The following is a 25,349-nucleotide window of genomic DNA, read 5'->3' on the forward strand; positions in this document are numbered from 1 at the left end:
TGAATGGAATCAACTGTTTTTGTTGTCTTTTTATTGTTGGCATGATTTTTGATAAACAGGATTCTAAATTAGGAATCGATGCTGGCTCGCAGTTCTGGAAGCCTTAGGCGGATCCGGATCATGCTTTTACTGAGATGCGCAAAGACGGTCAAGTTTTCTCGATTGGCAAGTCGGCCTGGACAAAGAAGGCTTGGGCCAAATGTCGCTTCTGGCGCAGGCGACTAGGCTGTGTTTGGCAAAAGGCGAAACAGGGCTTTCTCCATGATTGCGACCAACCACATGGCGACGTAGTTAACCGCCAATTTCTCGTAGCGGGTGCCTAACCGGCGGTACTCCTTGAACCAGCCCACCACCCGCTCGATGATATTCCGCCGCTTGTATGTGGCCTTGTCGAACTTCTCATCCCGAGGCTGGTCCTTGCGCGTCGGGATCACCGCCTCGACTCGTCGCCTCCGGCACCAGCGCCGGATCCGCCGATAGCTATACCCCTTGTCGCCTGCCAGCCGCCGCGGCCAGCGACGCTGGCCCCGACGGCGACGGAACAGGCGTCGGGCCATCGTCGGCTCGAAAGCCACGCTGTCGTGCCTCTGTCCGGCCGTGACGTGGATACCGACCACGCTCCCATGGCTATCACACACGAGGTGGATCTTGGTGCCGAACCCGCCTCGCGAACGCCCCAACGCATGGTCCGGCGGTTCCTCCATTTGCGTCTCTTGACGCCCTCCAAGCCTGCACAATTGGCTTGCCTTTTTTTTTCGCCCCGGCGGCCGCCCGACTGGCCCGGATCACGGAGCCGTCGATGCACCACAAGTCATGGTCGATCTGGCCTCGATCGTCCAGTTCATCCAAGAGCGAGGAGACGATCCGAATCCATGTACCGTCCCGACGCCAGCGGTTGAACCGGTAGTACACAGTCTCCCAGGGTCCGTAGCGCTCGGGGAGATCTCTCCAAGGGGCGCCGGTATGAAGGATCCAAAGGATGCCGTTGAGGATGGGGCGGTGGTCGTTGAACGGATGCCCCAGGTTGCCGTGATGGGTCCGGTGCGGCAAGTGCGGCTCAATCCGAGCCCATTGTTGATCAGTGAGTTCGTAGCGATGCATAGGGGGACCTCCTGCTCGATCACCCTATTTCTACGTTCGACGCCTCCAGACGGTTTGTCAAACAGAGCCTAATGGCTAGGTGGAATTGCTCATGCAACTCCTCCAGGTCACGACACACGAGGTTTCGCATTTCTACGCGCCTCATAGTGATGCCAGCCGCCCTCGTCCCACGGGTGCAGGTCGGGCGCATAACCCGGGAGGGACTCGAGCCGAATCTTCCCGTGGGTGGCCGACACGAACTCCATGACCTCCGATCGGCGATGGATGGGGGAGCCGTCCCAGATCATCAGAGGTCGGTCCCCAGCGATACGCCGGAGATGAAGGAGGAATTCGATGCTGTGCAACCCGTTCAGCGACTCCTGCCTCACCAGAGTGTAGACCTTCCCCATAGGCGTCAGCCCGCCCATGACGGACAGATGGTCGCGTGTGACTTTCTCCCGGAGGACTGGCGTCAGCCCTTCAGGAGAGTAGGTCCGGACCAAGCCTGGCAGCAAGTAGAATCCCGATTCAGCCCAGGTCTGCCTTCTCTCCCTGCGGAAGTGGCCATTATGCAGACTGAAAAATGAAACAGGGATCGCCTTGTCACTTCACTGATTCCGCGATGGTCGACACTCGAGTAGCCGATTAGACTGCATGATAGGTCGTGTAGTAGCTGGAAAAATCGTTGTCGAAGACGAAGTTGGTGAATGATACGGTCACCGAAATGTCGATGCCTTCGACGAAGTGCATGCAGCCGACGGGAAGAAAGAGGATCTCTCCTGGTTCTAGTATGCATTCGTGGATTTGCGGCTCGTCGAATGCCGCGGCCGGCGTCGGGGACATCAGGCGGCCATCGCGCTTTGAGTAGCAGTGAAAGTGGTTGCTCATCAACGAGATATCCCAGGAGGGCGCAAGTTTGACCCGCTTCCGGCCGATCACCTGAGCCATGAAGTTGTTGGTGAGGTCGTGATGGAACGGGGTGAGTGTGCCGGCCGGCCCCATCCAGAAGAAGCCGCTGAGTCGCTCTTGACTCTGGTTGCTTTGGACGCTGAGGTATTCAGAAATTTGCACAATATCATCCCACAGCTCAGGCAGGGCGTTCTTGTTACTGGAATTGTTGTTGGCCGTCAGATAAAAGTCATTGGTGTTTTCCGCGTTGCGAACCATCTGGACGAAGTCGGCCATTTTCAGTTTGCGGGTGTATTTTTCGCGTTCAATCTCATAATTTTCGCCCGCGGAACGGCCGAACTGGATCTCGATTTCGCGGTCGCCGAAGCACTGGGAGAAGTAGTCGAGATTCCACTTCCGCATCGCCGGCCAGTCGTTCATCATGCCGGTGATGATTACGGGGCGGTTGGTGCTGTAATACTGGTCGAGAAATTCCCCACGTGAGAGCTTGTGCCGTCGCTCAATGGTCCCCGAGGCCCGGTGGAGGCGATTGAGTTTCCGGTAGTTGCTCAACTGCCAGTCACGCTTCTTGAGGCGATGGCGTAATAGGTTGGCCCCCTTCAAATAGGGGCTTTGCGTGGCCAGATCGACCTCGCGGTTCGCTTCCTCGAGAGTGATCCCTTCATCGACCATTGAAGCGATGATGCTTTCTCGCGACAGGTCAAGCAACAGGTTTTCCGCGATCCAGCGGCGCCATTCGTCGTCGACCAAGCCTGACGCCGGATCGATGAGGCCGTTCTGGTTCATGGCCGGGCCAGACGGCGCGGACGCCAGATTGAACGGGCTGGGGCTAGATTTCGGCTGCGGTGCTTGTTTCGGTTGTTGCATTGCTTGAATGGGGGCTAGAGGTAAGAGATTGACTCCTGATCCGTTTTCGCCTACTTGGAGAGACTACTGAGCCATCGTTCGACTGGCCCACTACTGAGGTGGCTTGGTCGTCGGGCTGAAATGAACTCGTGGGGGCCTCACTTTGGTCATATGATCGGGGGGCGCTTCCCGCCCTATCGCATCTCGGCCTTGAAAGTAATCCTTCTGCCAGTCCCCCGCCTTGATCTCACCCCTGGCTTTCTTCTGGTGGAATTCCCGTCGGCCCTCGTCCCATTCCCGGTAAGAGCGGTTCATCTCGGGGTCTTCCTCCAGTTTTTGGTAGGTGACTGTGGCCGTTTCCAAATCCGCGCAAGTGTTGCTAGCCAGAGGAATTGCCTGGAACAAGGGCTCCCCCAGCTCGAATCGAACTGGCATGTGTGGAATCATAAGTTTGTAATTCATGGTAAATGACATGGACATCCAATCACTCTCGATCATGGCGGTGAGGGGATGGGCATTGGTCTTGAAATGGTTCGCAGGGCCGCAGACCAGGAGTCTTGAACCTTGGGGTTTGGTGCGGAAGAGAAACGGTGTATTCCAGGTGATGATGCCTTCTCCGAACTGGTTGTTGATCCAGTTCTTCCACATCTCGGGTTCGCTGTCGAATAAGAATTCGATGCTCCGCGTCGCGTCTTGCCCGCGCCAAACTGCCGTGAACCCGACAGGATTCATAATCCACCAGCCCGTCTGGTTGACGATCGTCAGGGGGAGGCAGCGATAGGCGTAGCGACTGGGAGTGGCGTCCATCCAGTCCCGCTGCCAGTCCGCCCATCTCCAGTCCCACCCCGTCCCATCCGTACGGTTCTGCTTAAGCATGGCATCGTCCACGAGCTGATAGATCCCCACTTCGAGCCGTAGTTGATTCATAAAAGGCTCCCCTGGGAACTCAAAATAAGCTATTGGAACGCGCTGCCCAGCTTGACCCGACCAGTGAAGGTGGGCAATCGCGTTCCCTGAGTAAAGCGGCATTGAGGCATGCGAAAATGCACGAGGAGAAGCCACTTCTCATCGTTCGTTCACTGCCATGACGTCGACTGTTGCGACCGTTGGTGAAACGCGATTGTTTCAGTCGGTCGGTCGATCTTGTCAGGACAAATTGGACCTGCACGCGATCAGAGAGATTCATGAAGGCCGTCCTCGTCCAGGTTAAAGCCTTGGACGTGAGTGGTAGCCGCGCACTCTAGCTCGTTGCTCTCCCTGCCTTATTCTCGCGGCAAAGTCGCATTTGAGTCGTTCGATTTGGCGAGTGCCAGCCGGCCTGAGGCCGGCCAACGCTCGCTGTAAACGGCTGAAATCGCACCCTGTTGGGTTTTGTGAGCCTTATCGCGTTATGGCGTTGGCGTTGGCGTTGGCGTTGGCGTTGGCGTTGGCGTTGGCGTTGGCGTTGGCGTTGGCGTTGGCGTTGGCGTTGGCGTTGGCGTTGGCGTTGGCGTTGGCGTTGGCGTTGGCGTTGGCGTTGGCGTTGGCGTTGGCGTTGGCGTTGGCGTTGGCGTTGGCGTTGGCGTTGGCGTTGGCGTTGGCGTTGGCGTTGGCGTTGGCGTTGGCGTTGGCGTTGGCGTTGGCGTTGGCGTTGGCGTTGGCGTTGGCGTTGGCGTTGGCGTTGGCGTTGGTGTCGGCGTTGGCGTTGGCGTTGGCGTTGGCGTTGGCGTTGGCGTTGGCGTTGGCGTTGGCGTTGGAGTTGGAGTGGGCGTTGGCGTCGGAGTTGGAGTAGGCGTCGGTGTTGGCGTTGGAGTTGGAGTCGGTGTCGGCGTTGGCGTTGGCGTTGGCGTTGGAGTTGGCGTTGGAGTCGGTGTCGGCGTCGGTGTCGGTGTCGGTGTTGGTGTTGGCGTTGGTGACTGTTGATGTTCCGCCGAGAGCAAGAACGCTCGCCGGACTTGAGCACGGCTTGCGCCGGACTGGATTCGATGGATCCAGTATGCTTCACCAGCGGCATCGGGTTGGCGTTTCAGGATGGTGAGATACAACGAGTCGACGAACGCTTGGGCGCTGTTGTTCCTCCCCCCACCGCCGGGCGGCTTTGAGATTTCCTTCGCTTCGGGAGAGTTTGCGATCAGACGTCGGACGCTCTGTTCACTGACGCCAGAATCCAGACGCCCCACCCAGTAATCCAACTCGTTCGGTTGAGGGTCGCGGGAGAGGATCGAATTGTACAAGCCGGTCACAAAGGACGCGGGATCGGTCGGTTCCGTAGCCTTTGCCGATACATTTCTACCACCGATGGCGGTAGGAATGAGCGTGGTATTTTCTGAGCCCGCTCCCGAGAGCATCTGTCGGTCCTCAAGTGCGTTGATGACCGGTACGCAGCGTCGTCGGTTGCGACGCCATTCTCGAGAGAGCATCCGCCGTAGGGCTTTTTCCAGCTTGTGGAACATGCGTGAGCCTCCTGTTGCAGGCCGGTCGATCCCTCGGGGGGGAAAGGGCGACTCCTTGAACTAGGTAGTATGGCTTGCCAAAAAAATGGCCACTTCGCACACATGCAGTTCGTGTGCCGCGTTGGCGGGTTTTTAAAAATAATTAATGCGAAAACAAAATTGTTTCTACAATATAATCAGGATCGTATGAGGCGTTCTATTGATGATGGATTATTGTGAATATTTTTGTCTGATGTTGATTTATGAAATGATAGCAAAATATGTGTTGTAAGTTTAATTATTGATGTTTTATTTATGTGTAAATTTTAATTTAATGAATTTTTGATATTTTTGATTTTTGAATAAAATTATGAGATGCGTAGCCTCCTCTGCAGCTTTCTGGCGGTCGGTGTCCTGGCCCTGATTGCGTGTGGCATGGTCTGCCTCGCTGAAGCTGGCGTATTTAAGAACCCCATTCCCATCCCCACCACCGCCAGTGTCACCGTTCGCAACGAGAGCTCGGGGCCGATTTGCGTTGTGATTGATTCAGGTATTGATGGGATTTTATTATTTTATTTAAATGAACGAAAATTAGTGAATTCGATTTTGGTGGTCTCCCTGCCCTCCACTTCCTGGATGGGAACAGCCGTGCTGTACGCTTCTCGAAGACGCTCGACGTGCTGGGGACGGGCGGGGCAAAGATTGCCTGGAACGGTACCAGCGCCTGATCGACGCCGGGGTCTAATTGAACAATCCATCGCCTGCGAGATTCATGCTCGCAGGCGATTTTGCTTTTGACCTTGTTCTCGACCGAGATTCAAACCCGGGATCTCCTGGGTTTCAAATGTGCCCCAGAGGCACATTTACTCGACCAGAGTTCAACGGCGCGGTCGACTTGTTTCCGACCAAGGGATTACGTTGATTGACACCCAGAAAAGGGGGAGTTCCACGACGCGGTTCTCAATGTTGGTTTTGACGACATTTACTGACCGCCGCATAAAGAAGATCACGTTTTCCGGTTGGCAGAATCGGGGGCGTGGACGGCCGGAGCAATAGCACTGGCAACGCGCGGGAGTGGCGGAGGCTTCGTGCGTTGGAGTTGAGGACGCGAGGCTGGTATCAACGCGACATCGCCGAGGCTCTCGGGGGCCGCGTGCAGACCATCTCCCGCTGGCTCGCACGCGCGAGGGTTAAGGAGGTCCCGAGGTCCTCTTCGCCTACCCGTCACTGGGCCGCCCGCCCTGACTCTTGCCCGAGCAAAGATGCCTGATCCCGGGGCAGAGCTTGAACTTGCTTGTGCGTCGATAATTAACAGGTATGGATGCCTTGGCTTTTGGCGGTCGTCTCTCCGTGGACGTTGAATATAAGTATACGATTTTTTGATGTTATGAGATTCCGCAGTGATCGAAAACTTCTTCGTCTTCCTCGACGCGTTGACGCTGGGCCTGTGTAGTCTCGTGCCACCAGGTCGCGGCGTCCTGACCGGTCTTCCAGTGTTTGCCTTCGCCGAATCGATTGGTGAACCAGAGGAACCAGCGTGGGGGTTCCAACCCGAGCTTGGGGTTGTACGGGATTCGACTTGTGAGGTCGGACAAAGTTTTCAAGCATCCGAAGACTGCGAAGAACGCCTCGGGGCGCGAACTGAAGGCCGCGATGACCATGCCTCCGACGATCGCGAGGTGGATCAATACGACACGGCCGAGGGCTTGATCGGCGCACTTCTTCAGGTCGGCAAATGACCAATGGCTCAGTTGGAGGAGGTCCAGAACGAAACTCACAAGCTGTGCGGCCACCATCCATCGTAAGCCCTGAAAGACCTGGGTCGTGTCGGAGTTGGTCTTGACCACGACGGCGAACAACGCGAAGAGGAAGAGGCCGTGAACCAGGGTGAAGGTGAGGCTTGTCGCGAGGAACTCACCGAGATAGGAGACCTGGAATCTGCCCTGGCTCGGGCGGCCTTTGGCGTTGGCATTGCTCTCGAACCGGTAGTGACCGCGCTTTTTCGTCAGCCGGCGGTGGATCGCGATCCGCACCGCGATGAGAATCGCGGCGACCAAATTCTCGCACCAGTAGAGGGTCAGTGCCGTGGCTGGGGTCCAACCGCGAAAGATGACTCCGCCGGCTGGGATGGCGTTCAGGACGACTGTGAGGGCCATCTGGAGAAGCGTGATCATGGGCTGCAAACGCTCCGGCGTCCTCGGTCGAGATGTAGGAAAAGGCGATCTCAATGGGAGCGCAGCGACCACTCCATCGTGGCACTGCCTACCCGCCGGCCAGGAACGGATGCCAGGCTAACCGGGTTTGCCTTTTGCCCGTTCTATCGGGTCTTCATGAACCCACCGAGAGGGACGGTTTTGTGGACCATTCGTGACTTGCTCGGTCCGCATTTGGCAGACGCGAGGAGGGGGCGGCCGTTCTTTGGATCAGAAGCGAAATGTGTGTGGTGCATAGGATGCGTTTGCGCGTCGTGGCCCCGAAAGGGCGACCGTCGGAATCAGTCCTTTTGAGACTGAACGGTTGCCCCGCCGGGGTTGCAAATGCTGAAAAAAATGGACACTCCTCGCTAATCCCGACAGTTTATGAGGCGATTCAACTTGCCTTGACAGCGAGAGTTACAGCCTGCGTGCTGAAGGATGGAGACAAACCCAATCCTTCTGGAGCACGCAGGCCATGGAGACCCAAAGGCCCCCAACTCTCACGATACCGATCTCGTGCTGCCCCAAGAAAGCTCCCTGCCCCACGTGTGGCAAGTTGGGGCGGCGAAAGGATGTCTTGAATCGCCAGATCCGTTCGATCGCCTACCATCAGGTCGTCTACCTTGACGTCACCTACGGCGAGTATCGCGCCCGCTGCCACTGCTGTTCCACGTTTCGGACCATGCCCACGAGCGTGGAATTCAAGGCCCGTTACGACAATAAGGTCCGCCAAGCCGTCCTCGATCGGATCCTCGAGGATGGCATGAGCGTCGAACGCGTCATTCAGTCCATCCATCGCGATTTCCTCTTGGACCTGTCCGACGGTTTCGTCTACGACTGTCTCCTCCATCAGGCGAAGCGTCTCGACATGGCCGAGCATCGTCGCTGGGTGCTCGAGCATTTCCGCGGGACGCTTTGCGTCGATGAACTCCATCTCGGTCGTTATGCTCTGCTGCTGGCGACCGACCCCCTGAACGACTTGGCCGTCGCCTTCGCCCTGGTCGCCAGCAACGACAAAGATCACATGCGGCGGTTCCTCAAGAACCTCAAGACCTGGGGATTGGAGCCGGAGGTGGTGGTGACCGACGGCTCGGATCTCTACCCGGCGGTGTTGGCCGAGTTATGGCCATCGGCCCGCCATCAGTTGTGCGTGTTTCATGTCCTCAAGGATCTCCACAAGCTGGTTCTCGATGCGTTGCGGCGGTTCCGTCGTGGACTGGAGCGGCGCGGGAACCGGGGGCGGAAGCGACGGCGCGGCAGGCCCTCGGGAGGCCGCAAGCCGCGACACCGTTCGACCTATAAGGAGAAGTCGGCGTTTATCTTCAGTCATCGCTTCCTGATCGTTCGGCGGCGGGATCAGATGAGCCGCCAGGAGCGGATTGATCTGAACACGATGCTCAACGACCTGCCGGAGTTGAGACCGTTGCGACAGTTCGTGGACGCCTTGCAAAGGTTGTTCGCGGAGAACCAGGGCGAAGCGACGGCTTGGCGGCGGCACCAAAGGCTGACAACGGACCGCGACTTCCTCGCGGTGCCCGAATTAGTGAAGGCCGTGAAGAAACTCGGGCCGGAGAAGTTTGCCAAGATGATCGCGTTCTTGGGGAGCGCCGCGTGTCGGCAGATGCGGACGAACAATCATGTGGAACGGATCAATCGCAAGCTCCGCCATGAGGAGAAGGCCCGCTACAAATGGCGGAGTCGGCGGACGATCGTGCGGTTCATGGTTTTGCTGCTGGACCGTTACTGGGAGCATGAGAAGGCGACACGAAGCCGCTGGCTGGACGAGACGCCTCCCATCGAACTGGCGCGGGAATCGCCCAAGACTGTTCCGAGGCCTCGAGTCGCCTGAAAAATGGGCCGAGGCTGTCGGGATTAGCGAGGAGTGTCAAAAAATGGCTTCTCAGACTGTCATCAACCTTGCGGTTTGCGTAACAGGAAGACATCTTGCCTCGGATTGCCGAGGGCCCCTTCGGGCACGAAGTCGACCACTTCAAGGCCGGTCGCCAAGGTCGAGCGCATGTAGGACTCGGGGTGGAACGTCGCGCAGTCGTTGCTCCCCTCGCGGCGCGAGCCTACGACCACGATCTCGCCGCGACGGAACCGCTCCTGTTCCTCGCTCGCGAGTTGAGGGAGGTAATGCTCGCCGTGGGTGGTGATGAACAAGTACCCGCCAGGCCGGAGGATGCGTGAGAGTTCACGGATCCAGAAGTACTGAAGCGGTTCGTCCAGGTGGGTGAAGACGGAAAGGGCGTAGATCAGGTCGAACGACTCGTCCTGGTAGGCGAGGCCACCCCCCAGCTCGTTGTGCTGGAACTGTACGAACGGCAAGTTTTTCTGGCACCAGGCGATCAGGGTCGGATTGTAGTCGGTGCCGTGAAGTGTGGGGCCTTGCAGGTTCTCCCAGTGTCTCAACACGCGGCCAGCGCCGCAGCCGAAGTCGAGGATTGATCCCAGCGACTCCATCGTCACGCCGTTCTTGGCCAGAATGGCGCGGAGGCTCGAGGACGCTTGCTTGCCGCCGTCCAGAAACCAGGAGACATCCTCGGACGCGGCGACTAGATGCATCAGGCGGGACGGGGGAAGTGGCGGCCCCTGACCTCGGTGGGACGCACGAACGGGCAGACTGCGGACCCGGTCCCTCGCGCGGACCGACCAGTGCTTGACACGATTGACGGCTCGCGTGACCACGCCCGAACGGTCGTTGCGCATCCGTTGCGCCTCCTCCGGAGAAAGCAAAAGAAGACCAAGGCTCATGGCGTTCTAGGTGATTCTCGCGATTCGGTCAACGTGAACTCGGATCGATCGAGCCGGACTTCTCGGTGGTTTCCGGCGTGTTGACGTGCCCATGACCTCGGATTAGGGTGGAGACTTGCAGACCGCACGTCCGGGGCCGATCTGGTCCCTTCTCCATCGTCCTTCCAACCCGAGGTTTGCCATGATGGTCCGGGGATGGTCGACGGCGCTACTGGGCCTCGCGCTGGTGGCGTCGACAATGACAACGAGAACGACAAGGGCGCAGCAGACCCCCGATTCGGCCAAGGTCGAGTCGATCCCGCTCGAGCTGAAATCGCCCGACCGTTATCAGATTCCCTCGGTCCTCGAGCCCATTCGACGTGTGACGATTACCGCGCCGAGCGACAGCATCCTGCGGAGCCTGGAGCTGCCCGTCGGCTCTTCGGTCCGCGATCGGCAAGAGATTGCCCAGCTCGATCGTGCCGAGGCGCTGGCGCGGGTCAAGATTGCGGAGGCGAACGTCAAGGAAATGCAGGCGACGTTGGCGCTGTTGAAGGAAGCTCCCAATGCGGCGGTTGCCCAGGCGCAGCTTGAAGCGGCGCAGGCCAGGGCCGAGCTGGCAACCCTCGACCTCGATCGCTGCACCCTCCGGGCTCCCTTTGCCGGTCGACTGATCGACGTGGCGGTCAGCCCCGGTCAGTTCCTCCCCAAGGGGGCGAAGGTCGCCGAGCTGGTTGATGACACCAGCCTCCGTGTGTTGATACCGCTCGACCGGTCGGTCGCGACGGTGGGCTCGAATGTCAAGATCAACGTCGAAGGGCAGGTTGTCACGGGCAAGGTCCAGGCGTCGCTCCCCCTGCCCGAGTCGCACGCCCCCCTGCGCGAGCTGACCACGGCATTCACGGCTGCCTGGGTGATCATCCCCAACGAAAAAGGGGAGCTCGAGCCGGGACAGCGGGCCTTGAGCCCGTCGCTACCGACCTCAACCCTCGCGACGATCCCGGCGAGGGCGTTGCACCAGCCTGCGAAAGGGGCGACGGGAAGTGGTCCGCATGTCCAGGTGATTCGCAATGAGTATGTCGCGAACATCCCGGTTCGCATCCTGGGCAATCCCGGCCCGGAGCGGGTTCAGGTGTCGGGTCTCTTTCGCCCGACCGATGCCCTGATCGTCTCGTCGTCGGTCCCCTTGATCGCCGGCACCCTGATTCGCTTCAGCGGTGGAGGCGGGGCGGCCAACGGTGGGGTCGAGCCGACCAACCCCGACCCCGCCGAAGGGGGTGAGGTCGCTGGGATCACCCCCCCACGGTCCGGCTCGAGAGGTTCGGCCGGGACGACGACCAAGAGCCGGACCTCGTCCTCAGCTGCGCCCCGTGTTCCACCGGCCAACGTGCCCGCGACTCCGAAGGCGACGGCTCCCCCGCCGTTCTGAACCGGCTAACCCGAGGCCTGGATGCCGCTTCGCTCTCTCTCCGGTCGCTGATGTCTTCATTGACGGAGAGAGGCTGGGAGCTTGTTTGCATGACGTTCAAGGGGTCGGCGTCGCTCGTGCGGCGGTGAGCCAGGGGCTGTTCGGGTAGTCCTTCTTGAGCTGCTGCCAGACCTCGTCCGCTCGATCGTCGCGTTTGAGGACGCGCCAGAGCTGTGAGATATGAGCCAGGGCCCGAGGATGCTGTTCCTTGTCCTTGGCGTAGAGGATATCGGTGTGCAGGTAGGCGTCGAGCGCTTCCTTCGGTCGGCCGGCGGCACGGAGACAATCGCCCAGGGTGTTATAGGCGGCCGACTGCGTCCCGTAGTCTTCGGGGGAGGTGGCATTGATGACCGAGCGGAGCTCGGCCTCGGCGGCGTCGAACTTCTTCTGTCCGGCCAAACTTTCGGCTCGGGCCAACTGTGCGTCGCGCCGGCGGGTTGAGCCTTCGGGAGCATCTTTGATGAGCCGGTCGTACTCGACGATCGCCTTATCGAATTCTCCCTTCTTCGCGAAGACCTTGGCGCGAAGGATGGAGGCGCGGTCGGCGCTCTGGGGCAGTTTCGCCATCTCCGCGACGAGCTTCTCGACGGCGGCGTAGTCCTCTTTTTGGAGTTGGAGGCGGGCCAGGCTGTCGAGGGCCGAGACGACCTGGCGTCCGTTGGGGTGGGCCTTCACGAAGGCGTTGAGCAGAGTGATCGCCTCCGGAGCGCGGGCGGTGTCGGCAAGGGCGAGAGCGGCCAGAGCATTGGCCTGTTGGAACTGCGCGGCCTGCTGGACGAACGGCTTGCCATCGGCTTCGCCGATCGCTTTTTTGTAGAGGTCGGCCGCCTCGGCGAGGGCGCCGGCTGCCTCTCGGGATTCGGCCTGGACCATGCTCGGGGGCTGTCCCGTGTAGTTGATCGAGACGACCTCCGCGCTCGGTACGTTCGTCGTGGTCGTTCCCAGCTTGACGACGACCTCGGTCGCCGATTCGGACTGGACGGTCCCTCGGACTCTGCCGCCGGTCGCGTTCTTGACGGTGGAGTTGGGAACCAGGACCACATCGTCGGCGAGGGCCGAGACGCCCAGGGCGAGCATCAACGATCCGGCCGGGAGCAAACGTCGAAATCGCATCGCGCAGGGTCCCTCTGAGATCGGCGTGGAAGTGGAAGGGGATGACGATTACTTGATGGACTTGAGCAGAGCGTCGTACTTTTCTTTCATCTCGGGCCCGCCCACCTTGGGAGAGAGCCGCATCACGCTGCCGAGCGTTTGCTTGGCCTTGGTCGGCTGGTTGTCCTTGGAGAGCGCATAGGCGGCGTGGTACCAGGCGTCGTAATATTCGGTCGGCCTTGGCCGGCTCGTGCCGAGCCGGAGCGCCAGCTTCTGCCAGTGGGCAAAGGCCGTCTTCCAGGTTCCCTGCTTGGTTTCCGCCTTGTTTTCGAGCAGCATCCCTTGCTCGAAGAGGGGATCGCTCGACTTCGGAAACTCTTTGAGCAGGTCCGCGACGAGCTCCTCGGCCGCCGTGTAATCTTCCTGGCCCCGGAGGGCTTCGGCATATCGGATTCGGGTGCGGAGCAGGAGATTGTCCGCGCCTTCCTGGGCGAGAAAGGCGTGGTCTTTGCCCATGGTCTCGAGAATCCGCTTGAAGATTTTGCTGGCCTCGCGCGGGTTCTGAATCTTGAGCATCTGTTCTCCGGCCCACTGGAGCGACTCGTAGGTCTGGCCCGACTTCGCGTTGGCCAGCGCCGTGAGGAACTTCAGGTAGTCCGCTTGCCGCTTCGCCAGGCCGGTGCGATCCCCTTTGTCCTTGAGGACCTTCATCTCGGCTTCGAGGAGCTTGCCGAGACCGAAGTAGAGCTGGGCGAGGTTGGCCCCTCCCCCCTGCTTTTCGAGGACCGTCATGTCGGCCTGCGCCTGCTCGATCTGGCCGGCGTTGATGTGAGCACGGAGCAAGGCGGTCATCATCCGGTTGAACGCCGGGCCGGTCGATCCCCCTGCGGTGACCGCCTGGGCGCTCGGTTCGAGCAGGGCCAGGGCCTCGGACGCCTTGCCGGTCTCGAGTTGGATATCCGCGATGTCGCAGATGTTGCCGAGCAGGTCGGGGTCGGCGGGCAGCACGCCGGCGTCTCGCCTTGCCTTCAAGGCCGCGTTGAGGGCTTCCAGCGCCTTGGCGGCCTCGGCGTCGGCTCCTTTCGCATCCCCCTTGCGCTGGAGGATCTTGCTCTGTTCCCAGTATGTGGCCCCCACCTTCGTCTGCGCTTCGACCCATCGTGAGGCCTTGGGCCGGACCGACAGGTAGGCTTCTACCGCGTTGGCATACTGGCCGGTCCCGTGGTAGACCTGCCCCAGGGTCATCCGGGCCGCATCCCCTTCTTCCTTATCGGGCCAGGTCGCGGCGGCGTACTTGGCCACGTCGATCAGTCGGTTCAGGTCGCTGGTTCGGTCGATCTCGCGATAGGTGTTGTAGGCGTCGGCCATCGAGGCCATGGCGATTTCGGTCGCCTTGGGCGCCATGCTGAATCGGGGATACCGCCGGGCCAGGTGCTCGGTCAGGACGTTGGCTTCGTAGAAGCGTTTATTCATGTAGTAGACAAAGGCGAGCTTGTACCGGGCCAGGTTGGCCTTATCCGGGTCCTTTGCGGGGTCGGCCTTGCGGATGGCGAGCTTCAGGGCCTCGGCCGCCTTGTCCCACTCTTGCGACGCGATCGCCTGGTCGGCCTGGCCGTCGAGTTCGTCGTAGCCCATCCGGGAGAGATTCTCGGCGTTGGCGGCCGCCTTCGGCTTGTACTTTTTGAGGATCGCAAGGGCTTCGCCCTTGAACGGCGAGGAGTAGCGGACCACCTGGCTCAAGACGTCGACGACGCGGTGGATCGCCTGTGCCTGCTCCTTCTCGGAGGCGTCGGGCAACTGCGCCAGAATGTTCTTGGCCAGCTCGAGTTGTACGCCCAAGCCTTCGCGGGAGCGGATTTCGTCAGGGGAGCTATAGCGCTGGAGCCAGGCGCTCGCCAGATCGGCGGCCAGCGCATACTCTTTCCGCTTGCCGTGCGCGATGATCTTGAAGTAGGCGACGTGTCGTTGCATCCCACGGAGCTGCGGCGCCTGGTGCTCGAGCAACTCGTTGTAGATGCCGAGGGCGGGGCCAATCTCCCCTTTCTCCTCGTAGCACTTGGCCTGGTACATCCGGGCGACCAGGCCGGCGAGCTGAGTACGGTATCGCTTGTAGATCTCTTCAAACTGGGCCAAACCCTTGGTGAGATACTCCCCCCGCTCCTGCGAGCCCGGCGGGTAGGTCTGCCCCTGCTCGTATTCGACGACCGCCTTCTGAAGTTCGGCGTCCATCATTGCGATGTGGGTGCGGTCGCGCTCATCCTTCCGCGAGTCGTTGTCAGCAAGGTGCGGGGGAAAGACTTTGAAGGCGGCCACCAGTTTTTCGTCGGCCTTGGTGTAGGAGTCGCGCGCCTGGTCGAACGAAGTGCGGGCCTCGACCTGCTTGGCGGCCTTGAGTTTGGGGTCGTCGGTTTCCACCTCCTGGATCATCGCCAGGTGCCCGCGCTCGACCAGGAGGCGAGCGAGTTGGACCAGTGACTCAGGTGCCAACGCGTGGTTGGGATTCTTCTGGGTGAACGTGACGAGTTTTCCGCGCGCCTGGTCGAGCAGATCCTTCTTCAGAACGAGGTCGCCCGTTCGGGACGCCTCGTCGATCATCAGCCGACCTTGCTCGTAGTCGATGGTCGCCCGGAAGTCTTCCGGGGTGTTGGGCGCTTTGCGAAGGGTCTCGAGATACTGATCCGCGAGCTCGTAGTAACCCCGTTCACGCAGGCCCTGGAGGTACTTCGGGGCGGTCCTCATGTCCTCCTCGCCCCGGGCTGTCGCATGTCCCAGCAGTGTTGCGACGGCCAAGGCGGCCCACGTCAGTCCACGGCGCACCATGAGCGGCTCCCCCAAAGCGCTGACGACGGTCAAAGATCAAAGGGACCGGGAGGACCGTCCCGTGCCGTCGTCATTCATTGCACGGATGCATCTAAATCTAATCTACGCCCGGCCGAACGGACCCGTCAAGCGAGCGGATCCGAGTCGGCGAAGACAATCGCGAATGGTTTCCGCCCGACCCTCCACCGGCGATCGAGGGTTGAAATCGCCGGATCTGCGCCGAGGTATCTTCACAGCCTTGAAGTCCGCTAGGATAGTGTCGATAACGCGTTCCCTCCACAGGCGGACCAAGGATCAATAATTGGTTATGCTAATTCTTTTGTTTCTTTGCTTGGTTTCCTCGTTTCTCTCGATCGTGGTGGGTGTTCAGTTTGCCGCCGCATTGCGACGGATCTCCTGGAATCCTCCAGGGGAGGGATCGATTCACGAGGCCAAGCTTTCCGTCATTCTCCCCGCCCGCAATGAGGAGGAGGATATTGCCTCGGCGGTTCAGTCGGTCTTGAATCAGGTCGGTGTCGACATTGAGGTCGTGGTCGTCAACGACCACTCCTCGGACCGGACGGGAGCCATTGTGGATTCTCTGGCGACCACCGACACGCGGCTGAAGATCATGCACAACCCGGCGCTCCCTCCGGGGTGGTTGGGTAAGAGCAACGCGATGCAGCAGGCCGCCGCGTTGGCCTCGGGGGATTACCTTGTTTTCACTGATGCCGATGTTCTCCATGACCCGAGGAGCATGGCCACGGCTCTTGCGGAGATGGAACGGAGTCGGCTCGATTTCTTCAGCCTGTTCCCGAGGATTCACTGTCTCTCGGTCTGGGAGAACGTCCTCGCCCCGGTCTTCGTGGGGGGGATGGTTCAGTACGCCACGACAGGGATCGAAGTGGGGAACTCGCGTGACGCGGTCGCCGCCGGCGCGTTCATGATGGTCCGGTCGGAGGCGTTCCGCGCGGTGGGGGGCTTCGAGTCGATCCGTGGCGAGATGTTCGACGACGTCAGCCTGGCGCGTTTGCTCAAGGCGAGCGGATATCGCCTTGGTTTCCGGGCAGCCCCCCAACTCCTGCAGGTCAGGCTGTTCAAGGGGAATCGCCATGCCTTTTGGGGAATGACGAAGAACATCCTCGAGGTCTTGGGCGGTCGGCTTTGGCTGGCTCCGTTCGTGATGCTCTTGCCCGTCTTCGTTTTTTGGACTCCGCTGGTTGCTGGCGCCGTCGGTGTCATCCAGGGAAACGGACTTCTTGTGGCCGTTGCGGTAGCCACCTACCTGGTTCAGTACAGCCTCCTCTGGCTCGGCCGGAGTCTCTTCTCGTTTCATCCGGCGAAGGTGTTGTTCTTCCCGTTGGTGGCCATCGTCGTCGCGTCCTGCCTGATTCGCGCCCTTTACTACCAGACTTTCAAGGGGGCCGTTCGTTGGCGCGGACGTACCGTGCAGGTCCGCGGCCTGTCACCATCGCAAGTGGCAATAATGAGTGAATCGGCAATAGACGAATCGTAGCTCTCTCGTGCTGGGCGATTCACAGGCACCAATGATCGCCCCAGCACGAGCCCTCTTCGCTGAAGGCAAACGGCTCGCGACTCAACTCCGGGCGATGAATTCACCTCCGGAGAGGATGGCGGCCTCGGCCTGATCGGAAGAGAGACCACGGCGGAACTGGGCGAGCGTCGTTCGGACTTCGCTTGCCGATGGTCGACGGCCGAGGTAGGTCGCGTACCAACTGCTGATGAGTCTGGTGCGTGCCTCTGTGCCCGTGATCAGTCGGTTGGCCAGGGCGTTGGTGGACCCGCGCGCGACGTTGCGCGTCCCTTGGATGAGTTCAGACCGTCGGGGGGCGCGGCCGAGCAGTTCTTGGTAGAGCGCCTGAACTACGCCTTGGGGCTTGCCGCCATGACGGGCCGCGTACTCCTGCGAACTGATCAGGCTGGCAAGGAAGACTTCGCGGGACGTGCCGGTGTTCAGGAGGTTGACCCCGGTCGCAAACTCCGTGGCGTTCGGGAGTCGACCCAGCGAGGTTTGGTAGGCGGCGACGACTTGTTGGGCGTGGCGTTCGGGTGAGGCGACCAGGGCGGCGGCGAGTTGCTGCGGAGTGACGCCTTGCGCCAGGGCGAGACTCAAGGTCGACAGGGCGATCGGATTAGGCGGGTGTCCGAAAATGGCGGTGTACAAGTGCCTTGCATAGGGGGAATCGCCGGTCAGGACGGCTGCTCGACTGACGGCGGAACCGAATGCGTTGATCACCACCGCGCGATACGACGCACCGATGTCGTCCGCCGAGACACTCGGGATCGTGAACGAGGCGCCGGTCGCTCCGGCGATGTTCGCGCCGTTTCTCTGCCACTGATAGGCCAGCGGGGCCGTACCTGTGGCCTCAACCGAAAAGGTTACCGACCCTCCTACGGGGGCCGAGACGCCGGCGGGGTCGCGTGTGACGCTCGGGGCCGACCCCGTCGGCGGGGGTGTTGCGGTGGATGTGATCTTGGCGAGAACACCGCCGTTCGCGCCGCTGCCGATTGCGAGGTAGTAGAGGCTGCCACCGGGGTCGACCCCGATTGCGACCGGGAGTGGGGGGAGGCCGGTGGCGAACTCGGTCACGACGCCCGTGCGGGGGTCGAGTTGGTGGATCCAACGTCCACTCAAGTCGGTGAAGAAATAATCACCTACTGCGTTCGCGGGGAACTGGGGCGTTGCCGGGTTGTAGAAAGTGCCTCCCGTAATCGCCGTGCCGGGTATGTCATGCTGGTACGCGTAGATCGGCGCGCGGAATTGGGGGTTGGTGGTTGGGCCTTCGGTTGCCGGCCAGCCGTAATTCGAGCCGGCGATCCCGTCGTCGATTTCCTCCCAGGTGTTCTCTCCCACGTCGTTGATGAACATCTGGCTTGTGCCGGGCTGGAATGCGAATGAATACGGATTGCGCAGACCGAGCGCCCAGATTGCCCGGTTCTGGCCGGTCGCGGTGTTGTAGAACGGGTTGTCAGTTGGGATCGTGCCGTCTGAATTGATGCGGAGGATTTTGCCGAGTAGGTTGTCGAGCGACTGCGCGTTGGCTCGATTCGCATTTTCGCCGACCCCGACGTAGAGCTTCCCATCCGCTCCGAAGTGAATGGCGCCGCCGTTATGGTTGGTCGCCGCGCTCAACGGATTGAGGTCGAGGATCGGCACCTCGCTTCCCGGCACGACGACATCGCCGTTGGCGGTGAACCGGCTCACCCGATTGTGGGCAGGAGAACCGGGCACCGTGTAGTAGGCATAGACATAGTGGTTGGTGGCAAACTGTGGGTCGAACGCCATGCCCAGAAGCCCGCGCTCGCCGTTGGAGTCCACGTTCAGGCTGAGGAACGGTGTGGCGAGCAACTGGCCGTTTTTGACGACCCGAATTTGCCCCCCCTGCTCTGCGATGAAGATTCGGCCGTCAGGGGCGAACTCGAACGTCGTCGGCCGGCTCAGGCCGGCCGCGACGGGTGTCTCGACGAATCCAGGGGGAAGCGTCGTCAGCAGGCTCCGGTCTTCGAGGCCGTCGCCGGCCGGGCGGAAAACGTGGCGTGACGCGGTCCGCGTCTTCCTGAGTCCAAGGTCTTTCCACGACATGAGAGAATGTCTCCACAACCGTGGAAAGACAATGCGGTCCCTCGCGGCCTCTCCACAGGGGGGTAATCAGTCGGGGGCGAGGTGAAACTTCAGCTTATGCAAATGGAATACCCCAGGCTGCTGAGTTCGCCACCTTTTCTTGAGCAGACGGAGTCACCATCTTCACACGCTTCAGGGAGCCGTCGGATGCTCACTGAGGTAGTTCTCGACCAGAAGCCGCAACCCTCCTTCGACCTCCAGGCCGATTCCTCGCGCCTTGGCGACGACCTCGTCGGCCTTCCAACCGAGGGCTTTTGCCTGGTGGAGCAAGACCAAGGCGGCGGCCCGAGGTCCCTTCCGGCAATGAACCAGGACTTTTCCCGAGCCGGTGTGCTGGTCGATGAATTCGCAGACCGACTCCACACCCTGCGCCGTCAGAGGACCGCCACCGACACCATTATGCAGATAGCCGAGGCCCAGCGCGCGGACCTTCTCTCCCTCGGCTGTCGTGCTCAGCGGTTGCTCCGGCTCGCCGTCGTTCCGAAGATTCACGATCCCCACATATCCGTCGTCTTTCAGCCTCTGCAAATCGGTCTCACCCGGCTGATCGCCGATCGCGATCGTGGCCGTGATCTGTCGCTTGACATTCATCGCATTCACTCTCCCCGCCTGGCTTCTCTCCCAAAGGGAGCAGGGTCCGGATGGCCCGCCCCCCAAAAAGAGGTTAGCGACCCCGCCGCTCCAGGGCCAGAGATCGCATGAGAATCCGGCTTGACGGTTTCCGACCTTCTTCTATGATACCTACCGTTCGGTATAGAGAGTGGGAAGCTGAGTCGACGATAAAAAAAAGGGAATCGAACCTGATGACACCAGCGTCGGTCAAGCCTGGGACAAGTGATGTTGCGCGGCACATTGCCCGCGTGGCTGCGCATCTGTTTGCGACCCAGGGGTATGACGCGACATCGGTTCGCGCGATTGTCGAGGCGGCGGGGGTGACGAAGCCGACGCTCTACTACCACTACGGGAGTAAGGAAGGGCTTGCCCAGGCCTTGGTGATCGTCCCGATGTCCAGTCTCAACCAGGAGTTGAGGACGATCCTGGAGTCGGTGAGCGACCCGGTGGAAATGCTCGAGCGGATGTTCGAGGCCCATTTTGCCTGGTGCCGTGAGGATCCCAATCGCAGCCGGTTTATCTTCGCCTTGTTCTTCGGGCCGCTGGCCAACGGGCTGATGGCGGAGATGGAGAAGTTCAAGGGGGGGATGAACTGCGTGATGACCGAGATCGTCGAGTACGCGGCGCGTAGGGGGATTGTCGACCCGGATCGGGTCGAGGCCTTCGAGACCGCTTGCCGGGCGTTGATAATCGTCTCGATCATGGACTTCCTCTACAAGCAGAGGGATCTGGGGCCCGGGCTGGCGGAACGCCTGGTGAGGGATCTTCTGGGTGGTTTTCGAAAGCCGGGAGGCCCGGCGAGGAGTCATTGACAATGGTGGTGAGTCGCTGGTTGTTCGCGATGGGATGGAGCGGCGCGGCGTCTCTGGCACTGGCCATGGCGGGTTGCGGCCACTCTGCGGTGGAGTCCAAGGCCAAGGCCGAGACGGCTCCCAAGCCGGTTCCGGTGACGGTCGCCCCGGTGGAACTCCGGCCGGTCGAGCGGACTGTGGAAGTGGTCGGGACGCTCAACGGTTGGGAGGACGTCACGGTCGGCTGCAAGATCCAGGGGCGAGTCCTCAAGGTGCATCACGATATGGGCGACCGGGTCAAGCCGGGCGAACTGCTCGTCGAGCTCGACCCTGTGGACGCCAATCTGGCGGTCCAGCAAGCCCAACGCCAGTTTCAGGCCGAACTGGCCAAGCTCGGCCTGAAAGACCTGCCCACGAAGGAGTTCGACGTCACTGCGCTTCCGGCGGTCATCCAGGCGAAAGTGGCTCTCGATCGGGCCAAGCAAAATGTGGCTCGGGAACGGTCGCTGAACCGTCGGGGCGCGGGGGCCCAGCAAGACCTTCAGAATGCCGAGAACGACGAGCAAGGGGCCACGGCCGCATTGGCCAATGCGGTCCTGACCGCCCAAGCGACTCTGGCCAACGCACGGGCCACCCGCGCGGCGGTCGACGTGTCCATGCAGGCCAAGCTTGATACCGAGATTCGTGCCCCACACCCGTATGCGTTGCCGGCCGGCGTCACCGGAGAGATCGAGTACGCCGTGGTGAAACGGTCGGTGGCCGAAGGGAAGATGCTCAAGTCGGGGGATCCCATCATTCAACTCGTGATCGAGACCCCCCTGCGGCTCTGGGCCAACGTCCCCGAACGCCACTGCGGCGAGATCGTGGTCGGGCAGGCGGTCCGGGTCAACGTCGCGTCGCACGCGGGCATGACCTTCGACGGAACCGTCGCACGAATCAACCCGTCGGTCGACTCGGTCAGTCGGACGTTTCAGGTGGAGGTTTTGGTCCCCAACAACCGTGGCCTGTTGCGTCCCGGTGGTTTTGCCAAGGCCTCGATCCTGACCGATCGGAGTGCAACCGCCTCGATCGTGCCGATCGAGTCGGTCGTCAAGTACGCGGGAGTGACCAAGCTCTTCGTCGTCGAGGCGGGGAAAGCCCGGTCGATCAACGTGGAGACCGGGCAAGAGGGCCTGGGATGGATCGAGGTCACCGGCGAACTCGCCAAGAATGCCGAGGTGGTCACCACCGGCCAGACGCAACTGGCCGATGAGACCGCTGTGATCGTCCGGAAGCCCGAGCCTGAATCGCCCGCTCCGGTCGTTTCCACCGCCAAGGCCGGCACTCCCGATGAATCGAAAAAATGAGAATGCACTGATTTTGAGACAGGGGATGGTCCCGAGCTCCTTGGTCCATCCTCGGTTTTGTCTTTTGTCGGTCGCTCGGCATTTCCAAGAGGTCGATCAGGGCCGCGAGGCGGACGTTTTTCCGCCACGCTACGCTCCACCGATGATCACTCGTTCTTTGGTCCCTGGCCGAGAGGCAGGAAGTCTCGGGTTCACCTTCAGGATTAGGTCGTTCCTATGACCATTTCCGATATCTGTATCAAACGTCCGGTCTTTACCTGGGTCCTGATCGCAGTCCCGGTCGTGCTTGGCCTGGTCTCCTACGGCCGACTTGGAGTCGACCTGTTCCCCGACGTTGACTTCCCGGTCTGTACGGTCACGACCGTGCTGCCGGGGGCGGGGGTCGAGGAGATGGAGACCTCGGTCACCAAGCCGATCGAAGACATCATCAACACGGTTAGCGGAATCGAGGAGCTGCGGTCGACCACCATGGAAGGGGTCTCGACCATCACGGTCCAGTTCGACCTCTCCAAGAACGGCAACGTGGGCACCCAGGAGGTTCGCGACAAGGTCAACACGATCCTGGCCGACCTCCCCGACGGGACCGAGGCACCGATCATCGACAAGTTCGACACCGGCTCGATGCCCGTGCTGACGATCGCCGTTTCTGGCCGACGCGACTTCCGCGAGGTGACCGAGATCGCGCGAAAGCGCATCAAGGAGCGGCTCGAAACGGTCAACGGCGTCGGTGCGGTCACCTTGGTCGGTGGCCGGGTTCGGGCGATGAACGTCGTGGTCGATACCGATAAGCTCGCCGGTTTTGGACTCTCGGTCGAAGAGGTCCGGATGGCGCTGATCAGGCAGAACCTCGAGGTTCCTGGCGGTCGCGTGGACCAAGGGCCGCGCGAGCTCGTGCTCCGAACGCTCGGCCGGCTCAATACGGCGGCCGAGTTCAACGGCCTGATCATCGCCAACCGCAACGGTTTTCCGGTCCGGGTCCGCGACATCGGCCACGCGGAGGACTCCTACGAGGAACCGCGGACCTTGGCTCGGCTCGATGGCTTGAGCGCGGTCAGCTTGGTTGTTCAGAAGCAGTCGGGCAGTAATACCGTGAAGGTTTCCGAAGACGTCAAGTCTCGGCTCGAGACCCTGCGCGAGTCTCTGCCCGCCGACATTGTGACCGAGATCATTCGAGATCAATCTCGATTCGTCAAGAAGTCGATTGAGGAAGTGAAGTTTCACTTGCTTCTGGCCGGCGTCCTGGTGTCGGCGACGATCCTGCTTTTCATTCGCGACTGGCGGACGACCGTGATCGCCACGATGGCGATTCCCACGTCGATCATCCCGACGTTCATGTTCATGAGCTACATGGGGTTCACGCTTAACAACATCACGATGCTCGGGTTGATCCTGGCGATCGGGATCGTGATCGACGACGCGGTGGTAGTGCACGAGAACATTTTTCGGCATATGGAAGAAGACGGGATGGACGCGATGGAGGCGTCGCGGATCGGCACGCGTGAGATTGCGTTGCCGGTGTTGGCGACGAGTCTCTCCTTGATCGTGATCTTCGTGCCGATCGCCTTCATGGGGGGGATCATCGGCCGTTTCTTCTCGAGCTTCGGACTGACGGTCGCCTTCGCGGTGGCGATGAGTCTGTTCGTCTCGTTCACCTTGACCCCGATGCTGTGCAGCCGGTTCCTCAAACTTGACCCGAGCGAGGCGGGGCATGGCGGCAGCAAGTCGGGGTTCATCTACCGACTGGTCGACGGCAGCTACGGGAGTGTGCTTCGCGGCGCCCTTCGATTCAAGCCGTTGGTGGTCGTGATGGCCTTCGCCGTGATCGTCAGCACGGTCCCGATCGGCAAGATCATGGGGATGTCGCTGATTCCTCGCGACGACCAGAGCGAATATGAGGTCACGATCACGACGCCCGAGGGGTACAGCCTGGAGCGGACGAATCGGATCTGCAACGAGCTGGAAGGCCGGCTCCGCAAGCTCCAGGGGACCAAGCACCTGTTTACGACGATCGGTCAGTCGAGCGGTGGGCGGGTGGTCAAGGGCCAGGGGGATGTGACTCGCGCCACGATTTATGTCAGCATGGAGGACCTTGAGGAACGCGAGTACACCCAGTTCGCGGTCCAGCAGGAAGCGCGGGAGATGCTGGTGGATTACCCCGACCTTCGCGCCAGCGTCAACGACGTCTCGGCGTTTCAGGGGGGGCGACGCCCGCAAACGTTCCAGGTCAACCTGGCGGGGCCTGACCTTACGCAACTTTCTAAGTATGCGGATGAGCTTATGAGGAAGCTCAAGGAGAAGCCCGGCCTTGTCGACATCGACACGTCGATCTCGCTACGAAAGCCCGAGGTTCAGGTGATCGTCGATCGCGAGCGGGCGAGTGACCTGGGGATTCCGGTCGGAACGATCGCCGACACCCTGCGAGTTCTGGTTGGTGGGATGCCGATCTCGAAGTTCCGCGACGGCGATGAACAGTACGACGTCTGGCTTCGGGCCGAGGCGTCCGAACGCTCCTCGTCGGCCAACCTCTACCATTTGAAACTCCCTTCGACGACTGCCGGGCTGGTCAACCTTTCGAGCCTGGCGAAACTGGTCGACGAACGCGGGCCGACCGAGATCGAACGCTTGACCCGCGAGCGGATCGTCACCGTCCTGGGTAATCCCGAAGGGATCCCCCTGGGTGAGGCCGTCTCTCGCGCAGACGCGATCCTCAAGGAAATGAATATGCCCAAGCAGTATTCCTATGTCTTCTCCGGCCAGGCGAAGACGATGGGAGAGACCGGGTACTACTTCATGATCGCGTTCGGGCTCTCGATTTTGTTCATGTACATGATCCTGTCGGCCCAGTTCGAGAGCTGGACGCAGCCGATCTCGATCCTGATGGCGCTGCCGGTGACGGTGCCCTTCGGCCTGCTTTCGTTGGTCCTCTTCCGCACGCCGATGGATATCTATGCGATGTTCGGCCTGTTCATGCTGGTCGGCATCGTCAAGAAGAATGGCATTCTCCAGGTGGATGCCACCAACCAACTTCGCGATAAGGGCGTCCCCCGCCGCGAGGCGATCATCGAAGCCAATCACACCCGGCTTCGCCCGATCCTCATGACGACCGTCATGCTCGTCGCTGCGATGGTCCCGATTGCACTCGGCCAAGGACCAGGGGCTGGTGCCCGTGCCAGCATGGCCAAGGTGATCATCGGCGGGCAGATGCTCTCCCTACTCCTCGCCCTCCTGGTTACGCCTGTTTTTTATGAGATTATCGATATGTGGGTGAACTTCACCAAGCGGATCGGGATCCGGTTCTCGGTGCAGACGAGCCCGGTTCCACGCCCCCACACAGGCGAGACTTCCACCGAAAGACGAGAGGCTTCAGAAACGTACGCTTGACCAATCACGCGTGTCAAGAATTGACGGGGGGAGTGATCCAGCA

At 60.8% G+C, this 25,349-nt stretch carries 17 protein-coding genes and 2 pseudogenes; 8 read left to right on the forward strand and 11 right to left on the reverse strand.

Going from position 1 to position 25,349, the window contains the following annotated elements; genetic code table 11:
* Positions 1-221 precede the first annotated feature (221 nt).
* From SINAC_RS38610 to SINAC_RS04955, 4 genes and pseudogenes are all read right to left on the reverse strand, one after another.
* Positions 222-1,101: pseudogene (locus tag SINAC_RS38610) on the reverse strand (IS5 family transposase).
* Positions 1,102-1,208: 107 nt separating this feature from the next.
* On the reverse strand, positions 1,209-1,676 hold the full coding sequence (locus SINAC_RS04945; protein ID WP_081578293.1) for a transposase: 468 nt from the start codon (positions 1,674-1,676) through the stop codon (positions 1,209-1,211).
* Positions 1,677-1,725: 49 nt separating this feature from the next.
* Positions 1,726-2,856 carry a cupin-like domain-containing protein gene (locus tag SINAC_RS04950; RefSeq protein ID WP_015244589.1) on the reverse strand — a complete coding sequence of 377 codons (1,131 nt, stop codon included), beginning with the start codon at positions 2,854-2,856 and terminating at the stop codon, positions 1,726-1,728.
* A gap of 90 nt (positions 2,857-2,946) precedes the next feature.
* Positions 2,947-3,762, reverse strand: a complete 816-nt coding sequence (locus SINAC_RS04955) for a DUF6065 family protein (protein WP_015244590.1) — start codon at positions 3,760-3,762, stop codon at positions 2,947-2,949.
* Between the two features lie 463 nt (positions 3,763-4,225).
* Here SINAC_RS04955 and SINAC_RS41095 point away from each other — a divergent pair, with 463 nt between their 5' ends.
* On the forward strand, positions 4,226-4,606 hold the full coding sequence (locus SINAC_RS41095; RefSeq protein WP_015244591.1) for a hypothetical protein: 381 nt from the start codon (positions 4,226-4,228) through the stop codon (positions 4,604-4,606).
* Between the two features lie 136 nt (positions 4,607-4,742).
* On the opposite strand, the pseudogene SINAC_RS41765 reads toward SINAC_RS41095, so the two are convergent.
* A pseudogene (locus tag SINAC_RS41765) lies at positions 4,743-5,267 on the reverse strand (DUF4214 domain-containing protein); the annotation flags it as partial.
* 1,015 nt (positions 5,268-6,282) lie between these two features.
* Here SINAC_RS41765 and SINAC_RS41770 point away from each other — a divergent pair.
* Positions 6,283-6,516, forward strand: coding sequence for a helix-turn-helix domain-containing protein (locus tag SINAC_RS41770; RefSeq protein WP_390553608.1), 234 nt, complete (start codon positions 6,283-6,285; stop codon positions 6,514-6,516).
* A gap of 115 nt (positions 6,517-6,631) precedes the next feature.
* Here SINAC_RS41770 and SINAC_RS04970 read toward each other — a convergent pair whose 3' ends face one another.
* Positions 6,632-7,420, reverse strand: a complete 789-nt coding sequence (locus SINAC_RS04970; protein WP_015244592.1) for a DUF6498-containing protein — start codon at positions 7,418-7,420, stop codon at positions 6,632-6,634.
* A gap of 598 nt (positions 7,421-8,018) precedes the next feature.
* Between SINAC_RS04970 and SINAC_RS04975 the strand changes: the two genes are divergently transcribed.
* Positions 8,019-9,290 carry a transposase gene (locus SINAC_RS04975; protein WP_244884931.1) on the forward strand — a complete coding sequence of 424 codons (1,272 nt, stop codon included), beginning with the start codon at positions 8,019-8,021 and terminating at the stop codon, positions 9,288-9,290.
* A gap of 62 nt (positions 9,291-9,352) precedes the next feature.
* Here the strand turns inward: SINAC_RS04975 and SINAC_RS04980 are convergent, their stop codons facing one another.
* Positions 9,353-10,150 carry a class I SAM-dependent methyltransferase gene (locus SINAC_RS04980; protein ID WP_015244594.1) on the reverse strand — a complete coding sequence of 266 codons (798 nt, stop codon included), beginning with the start codon at positions 10,148-10,150 and terminating at the stop codon, positions 9,353-9,355.
* Positions 10,151-10,433: 283 nt separating this feature from the next.
* Between SINAC_RS04980 and SINAC_RS04985 the strand changes: the two genes are divergently transcribed.
* On the forward strand, positions 10,434-11,603 hold the full coding sequence (locus SINAC_RS04985) for an efflux RND transporter periplasmic adaptor subunit (protein ID WP_237722467.1): 1,170 nt from the start codon (positions 10,434-10,436) through the stop codon (positions 11,601-11,603).
* A 96-nt stretch (positions 11,604-11,699) separates the two neighbouring features.
* Here SINAC_RS04985 and SINAC_RS04990 read toward each other — a convergent pair whose 3' ends face one another.
* Both SINAC_RS04990 and SINAC_RS04995 read right to left on the reverse strand, forming a co-directional pair.
* Positions 11,700-12,755 (reverse strand): tetratricopeptide repeat protein, encoded by a 1,056-nt coding sequence (locus SINAC_RS04990; RefSeq protein ID WP_015244596.1) that lies wholly within the window; start codon positions 12,753-12,755, stop codon positions 11,700-11,702.
* A 48-nt stretch (positions 12,756-12,803) separates the two neighbouring features.
* Positions 12,804-15,554 carry a tetratricopeptide repeat protein gene (locus SINAC_RS04995; RefSeq protein WP_015244597.1) on the reverse strand — a complete coding sequence of 917 codons (2,751 nt, stop codon included), beginning with the start codon at positions 15,552-15,554 and terminating at the stop codon, positions 12,804-12,806.
* Between the two features lie 307 nt (positions 15,555-15,861).
* On the opposite strand from SINAC_RS04995, the gene SINAC_RS05000 reads away from it, so the two are divergent.
* A complete protein-coding gene (locus SINAC_RS05000) occupies positions 15,862-17,049 on the forward strand; it encodes a glycosyltransferase (protein ID WP_015244598.1) in 1,188 nt (395 codons plus the stop codon).
* Between the two features lie 81 nt (positions 17,050-17,130).
* Here SINAC_RS05000 and SINAC_RS05005 read toward each other — a convergent pair whose 3' ends face one another.
* Positions 17,131-19,137 carry a PQQ-dependent sugar dehydrogenase gene (locus SINAC_RS05005; protein WP_015244599.1) on the reverse strand — a complete coding sequence of 669 codons (2,007 nt, stop codon included), beginning with the start codon at positions 19,135-19,137 and terminating at the stop codon, positions 17,131-17,133.
* Positions 19,138-19,308: 171 nt separating this feature from the next.
* On the reverse strand, positions 19,309-19,767 hold the full coding sequence (locus SINAC_RS05010) for a beta-lactamase hydrolase domain-containing protein (RefSeq protein ID WP_015244600.1): 459 nt from the start codon (positions 19,765-19,767) through the stop codon (positions 19,309-19,311).
* A 212-nt stretch (positions 19,768-19,979) separates the two neighbouring features.
* Here SINAC_RS05010 and SINAC_RS05015 point away from each other — a divergent pair, with 212 nt between their 5' ends.
* From SINAC_RS05015 to SINAC_RS05025, 3 genes are all read left to right on the forward strand, one after another.
* Entirely contained in the window at positions 19,980-20,600 is a 621-nt protein-coding gene (locus SINAC_RS05015; RefSeq protein ID WP_015244601.1) for a TetR/AcrR family transcriptional regulator, read from the forward strand.
* Between the two features lie 2 nt (positions 20,601-20,602).
* Positions 20,603-21,925 (forward strand): efflux RND transporter periplasmic adaptor subunit, encoded by a 1,323-nt coding sequence (locus SINAC_RS05020; RefSeq protein ID WP_015244602.1) that lies wholly within the window; start codon positions 20,603-20,605, stop codon positions 21,923-21,925.
* A 216-nt stretch (positions 21,926-22,141) separates the two neighbouring features.
* On the forward strand, positions 22,142-25,306 hold the full coding sequence (locus SINAC_RS05025; protein WP_015244603.1) for an efflux RND transporter permease subunit: 3,165 nt from the start codon (positions 22,142-22,144) through the stop codon (positions 25,304-25,306).
* Positions 25,307-25,349: the final 43 nt, after the last annotated feature.

The organism is Singulisphaera acidiphila DSM 18658 (genome assembly GCF_000242455.2).
Lineage (GTDB): Bacteria > Planctomycetota > Planctomycetia > Isosphaerales > Isosphaeraceae > Singulisphaera > Singulisphaera acidiphila.

What these genes read in the sequence shown, in the direction of transcription:
- SINAC_RS04950 (WP_015244589.1), bottom strand. Translation starts at nt 2,856, where the DNA reads ATGCAACAACCGAAACAAGCACCGCAGCCGAAATCTAGCCCCAGCCCG.
- SINAC_RS04955 (WP_015244590.1), bottom strand. Translation starts at nt 3,762, where the DNA reads ATGAATCAACTACGGCTCGAAGTGGGGATCTATCAGCTCGTGGACGAT.
- SINAC_RS41095 (WP_015244591.1), top strand. Translation starts at nt 4,226, where the DNA reads ATGGCGTTGGCGTTGGCGTTGGCGTTGGCGTTGGCGTTGGCGTTGGCG.
- SINAC_RS04970 (WP_015244592.1), bottom strand. Translation starts at nt 7,420, where the DNA reads ATGATCACGCTTCTCCAGATGGCCCTCACAGTCGTCCTGAACGCCATC.
- SINAC_RS04980 (WP_015244594.1), bottom strand. Translation starts at nt 10,150, where the DNA reads ATGCGCAACGACCGTTCGGGCGTGGTCACGCGAGCCGTCAATCGTGTC.
- SINAC_RS04985 (WP_237722467.1), top strand. Translation starts at nt 10,434, where the DNA reads ATGACAACGAGAACGACAAGGGCGCAGCAGACCCCCGATTCGGCCAAG.
- SINAC_RS04990 (WP_015244596.1), bottom strand. Translation starts at nt 12,755, where the DNA reads ATGCGATTTCGACGTTTGCTCCCGGCCGGATCGTTGATGCTCGCCCTG.
- SINAC_RS04995 (WP_015244597.1), bottom strand. Translation starts at nt 15,554, where the DNA reads ATGGTGCGCCGTGGACTGACGTGGGCCGCCTTGGCCGTCGCAACACTG.
- SINAC_RS05000 (WP_015244598.1), top strand. Translation starts at nt 15,862, where the DNA reads ATGCTAATTCTTTTGTTTCTTTGCTTGGTTTCCTCGTTTCTCTCGATC.
- SINAC_RS05005 (WP_015244599.1), bottom strand. Translation starts at nt 19,137, where the DNA reads ATGTCGTGGAAAGACCTTGGACTCAGGAAGACGCGGACCGCGTCACGC.
- SINAC_RS05010 (WP_015244600.1), bottom strand. Translation starts at nt 19,767, where the DNA reads ATGAATGTCAAGCGACAGATCACGGCCACGATCGCGATCGGCGATCAG.
- SINAC_RS05015 (WP_015244601.1), top strand. Translation starts at nt 19,980, where the DNA reads ATGACACCAGCGTCGGTCAAGCCTGGGACAAGTGATGTTGCGCGGCAC.
- SINAC_RS05020 (WP_015244602.1), top strand. Translation starts at nt 20,603, where the DNA reads ATGGTGGTGAGTCGCTGGTTGTTCGCGATGGGATGGAGCGGCGCGGCG.
- SINAC_RS05025 (WP_015244603.1), top strand. Translation starts at nt 22,142, where the DNA reads ATGACCATTTCCGATATCTGTATCAAACGTCCGGTCTTTACCTGGGTC.